This window comes from Stenotrophomonas thermophila, assembly GCF_001499715.1.
Taxonomy (GTDB): Bacteria; Pseudomonadota; Gammaproteobacteria; order Xanthomonadales; family Xanthomonadaceae; genus Stenotrophomonas; species Stenotrophomonas hibiscicola.
In genome coordinates this window covers 1-4,041 of sequence record NZ_CVIW01000055.1, presented here as the reverse complement: position 1 = coordinate 4,041, position 4,041 = coordinate 1, and the positions used below count along the sequence as shown (strand labels likewise).

Sequence of the window (4,041 nt, the reverse complement as noted above, 5' to 3'; positions counted from 1 at the left end):
GTGAACGCTGTTTTCTTCACACCGCAAAAGCGGTGCCACTTCGAGGGAACAAAAAAGCCTGGGCGACATCACCAGGCTTCAATGCGACCACCGAAGTGGTCGGGGAGACAGGATTCGAACCTGCGACCTCTACGTCCCGAACGTAGCGCTCTACCAGACTGAGCTACACCCCGAAGGAGCCGCCTAAGATACCGTGTGAAGGCCAAGGAGGCAAGGTCTTTTTACATCTCAGCGACGATTTTCGTTCTCGATGCGGTTCTGCTCGCGGGCTTCGAACCACATGCCGTTGAGGATGGCCACCGTCGAGGCGAGGCCGGCACCGAGAATCCAGGCGAAATACCACATGATCAGTCTCCTTCATTCCGGGTAGGTGCCGACCGTTGGTCGGCACACGTGCAAGCAATCAATACGCGTTGGGGTTGTTGCCCATCTCTTCGGAGGTGGTCTTGCCCTTCAGCACGCGGTACACCCAGGTGGTGTAGGCGAGGATGATCGGCAGGAACACCGCCGTGGCCAGCAGCATGATCCACAGGGTCAGGTGGCTGGACGAGGCATCCCACACGGTCAGGCTGGAGGTGGGCTGGCTCGAGGACGGCAGCAGGAACGGGAAGATGGCGAAGCCGACGGTCAGGATGATGCCGGCGATGGCCGCACCGGAGGCGATGAAGGCCAGGCCACCACGACGGGCCCGCAGCAGCACCGCACTGGCCAGCAGGCCGGCCAGGCCGAGCAGGGGGGCCAGGATCGTGGCCGGCATCGCGCTGTAGTTGCGCATCCAGCCACCGGCGGCGCCGAGTTCGGCGGTCTTCAGCAGCGGATTGGTGGCGCCATCGGTAACCACCTGCGAGGTGATCTGGTAACCCGGCAGGCCGAAGGCCACCCAGGCGCCGCCCACCGCGAACAGCACGAAGGCGATGATCGCCGCGATGCTGCCGAATCGGGCGGCACGCTCGGCCACCGCGCCGTCGGTCTTGATCACCAGCATGGCGGCACCGTGGGCGACCAGCATCGACACGCTCAGCAGGCCGGCCAGCAGCGCGAAGGGCATCAGCAGGCCGAAGAACGAGCCGGTGTAGAAGATGCGCATGCTGTCATCGAAATGGAACGGCACGCCCAGCAGCACGTTGCCCACTGCCACGCCCATGATCAGCGCCGGGATGAAGCCACCGATGAACAGCGCCCAGTCCCAGGTGTTGCGCCAGCGTTCGCTGGGCATCTTGCTGCGGAACTTGAAGCCGACCGGGCGCAGGATCAGGGCGAACAGGATCACGAACATCGCCAGGTAGAAGCCAGAGAAGCTGACCGCGTACAGCGGCGGCCAGGCGGCGAAGATGGCGCCGCCACCCAGGATCAGCCACACCTGGTTGCCTTCCCAGACCGGGCCGATGGTGTTGATCACCCGGCGGCGTTCGGCGTCAGTGCGGGCGACGAAGGGCAGCAGGGTGCCCACGCCCAGGTCGAAACCATCCATCACGGCAAAACCGATCAGCAGGATGCCGAGCAGCAGCCACCAGATCACGCGCAGCGTGGTGTAGTCCAGAAGAATGAAATCCATCTTGGTTCTCCTGCCTCAGGCCTGGCCGGCGACCGGCGCCGAGGCATTGTGGGAAGCATGCGGCTGGGGCGACTGCAGCGATGGCAGCAGCTCGTCCGGACCCTTGCGGATCGCCTTGAGCATCAGCTTGATCTCGACCACGATCAGCGCGGTGTAGATGGCGGTGAAGCCGGCCAGGGTCAGCACGATTTCATGCAGGGCCAGCCCCGATGCCGCATAGAAGGTTGGCAGCACGCCATCGACCGCCCACGGCTGGCGACCATACTCGGCCACGAACCAGCCGCACTCGATCGCGATCCACGGTGCCGGCAGCGTCCACAGGGCCAGCTTGAGGAACCAGCGCTTGTCCTGGAAATTGTTGCGGCAGGAGTAGTAGAAGGCCAGTGCGAAGAAGGCGATCAGGTAGAAGCCCAGGCCGGCCATCACGCGGAAGGTCCAGAACAACGGCATCACGCGCGGCACCGTGTCCATCGCCGCCTGCGAGATCTCCTGCGGGGTGGCGTTGAGGATGTCATCGCGATAGCGCTTGAGCAGCAGGCCGTGGCCCAGGTCCTGCCAGTGGCGGTCGAACATCTCGCGCGCTTCCACGTCGTTCTTGTTCGCACGCAGGCGTTCCAGCGCGCCGTAGGCGAGCTGGCCGCCACGCACGCGGTGTTCGGCGCGCTCGACCAGTTCCAGGATGCCCGGAATCGGCTGGTTCAACGAACGGGTGGCGATCAGGCCCATCAGGTAGGGGATCTTCACCGCGTAGTCGTTCTGGTGGGTGTCCTGGTTCGGGATGCCGAAGGCGGTGAAGTCGGCCGGCGCACGCTCGGTCTCCCACATCGCTTCGATCGCGGCCAGCTTCATCTTCTGGTGTTCGCTGGCGGCGTAGCCACTCTCGTCACCCAGCACCACCACCGACAGCGAGGACAGCAGGCCGAACGCCGCGGCCACCGCGAACGAACGTCGGGCCAAGTCCTTGTGCTTGTTGCGCAGCAGGAACAGGGCGCTGATCGCCATCACGAACACCGCACCGGTCACATAACCGGCGCTGACGGTGTGCACGAACTTGGCCTGCGCCACCGGGTTGAACACCACCGCCATGAAGTCGACCACTTCCATGCGCATGGTTTCCGGGTTGAACACCGCACCGGTCGGGTTCTGCATCCAGCCGTTGGCGACCAGGATCCAGATCGCCGACAGGTTGGTGCCCAGCGCCATCAGCCAGGTCACCATCAGGTGCTTGACCTTGCTCAGGCGGTTCCAGCCGAAGAAGAACAGGCCGACGAAGGTGGCTTCCAGGAAGAAGGCCATCAGGCCTTCGATGGCCAGCGGCGCACCGAAGATGTCACCCACGTAGTGGCTGTAGTAGGACCAGTTCATGCCGAACTGGAATTCCATGACGATGCCGGTGGCGACGCCCATGGCGAAGTTGATGCCGAACAGGACGCCCCAGAACAGGGTCATCCTGCGCCAGATCTCCTTGCCGGTCATCACGTACACGCTCTCCATGATGGCCACCATGAAGGACAGGCCGAGGGTGAGGGGTACGAATAGGAAGTGGTACATCGCGGTCAGCGCGAATTGCAGCCGCGACAGTTCTACGACTGTCTGATCAATCATGGCCTGGCTACCTCGTTGGATAGTGCCGTTGCAGGTGGCGGGAAGGGTGGTCTACGACGTGAATGATGTGACCGACTACTTCAAACAGCCTTGATCCAGATCAATGTATGAACAGGTGCCCCGGTTGATCGTATGCCAACCTGATGAAGACTGCGACCGCCGGCCGCAGGGGCGGGCTATTGCCTGCGCCTACAATGCCGTGTCTCCCCCGTTGCCCGTGAAGACCTCTTGAGCGCTGCCGAAACGACCCCTGACGGCCTGTCCCCGGAAGCTGAAACCGCCCGCCAGCGGCGTGTGCGCACGGCCTGGCTGGCCGACCTGGCACGCTCCGCCCGGGGCCGCCAGCGCTTGGCCGCGCTGTGCATCAGCCTGTCCGGCGCGCTGTTGATCGGCCAGGCTGCCGCCATCGCCTGGCTGGTGCAGCAGGTGCTGGTGGAGCGCGTGCCGCTGGCCTCGGGACTGCCAGCGCTGGGTGGGCTGGCGGTGATCCTGGTGCTGCGCACGCTGCTGGGCAGCGCCACCCAGGCGGCTGCCGGTGACGTGGCCGACGCCGCACGCCTGGCATTGCGCGAACGCGTGTTCGCACGCCTGCTGGGCCACGGCCCACTGTGGCTGCGGCAGCGCCGCACCGGCGAACTGGGCGAACTGATGCTGCATCACGGTGATGCGATCGAGAGCTATTACAGCGGCTTCCTGCCGGTGCGCACTGAAGTGGTGGTGGTGCCGCTGCTGATCCTGGCCGCTGTCGCCTGGGTCGACTGGGTGGTGGCGCTGATCCTGCTGTTCACTGCGCCGCTGGTGCCATTTTTCATGATGCTGGTGGGCTGGGGCGCCGAAGCGGCCGGCCGCGCGCAGCTGGGTGAGCTGGCACGGATGAGCGG

Annotated in this window: 4 protein-coding genes and 1 tRNA gene; 1 reads left to right on the top strand and 4 read right to left on the bottom strand. The window is 64.7% G+C overall.

What is annotated here, in order from left to right:
• Positions 1-96: 96 nt before the first annotated feature.
• The 4 genes from BN1263_RS16960 to BN1263_RS16945 form a co-directional block, all read right to left on the bottom strand.
• A tRNA-Pro gene (locus BN1263_RS16960) sits at positions 97-173 on the bottom strand.
• A gap of 55 nt (positions 174-228) precedes the next feature.
• Entirely contained in the window at positions 229-345 is a 117-nt protein-coding gene (cydX, locus tag BN1263_RS16955) for a cytochrome bd-I oxidase subunit CydX (protein WP_021204639.1), read from the bottom strand.
• Positions 346-403: 58 nt separating this feature from the next.
• On the bottom strand, positions 404-1,555 hold the full coding sequence (gene cydB, locus BN1263_RS16950) for a cytochrome d ubiquinol oxidase subunit II (protein WP_058982786.1): 1,152 nt from the start codon (positions 1,553-1,555) through the stop codon (positions 404-406).
• Between the two features lie 15 nt (positions 1,556-1,570).
• The gene (locus BN1263_RS16945) at positions 1,571-3,160 is read right to left on the bottom strand and encodes a cytochrome ubiquinol oxidase subunit I (RefSeq protein WP_019660486.1); all 1,590 of its coding nucleotides are present in this window, start codon (positions 3,158-3,160) and stop codon (positions 1,571-1,573) included.
• Positions 3,161-3,388: 228 nt separating this feature from the next.
• Between BN1263_RS16945 and BN1263_RS16940 the strand changes: the two genes are divergently transcribed.
• On the top strand, positions 3,389-4,041 hold a 653-nt coding region (locus BN1263_RS16940), incomplete at its 3' end, for an ABC transporter transmembrane domain-containing protein (protein WP_260832988.1).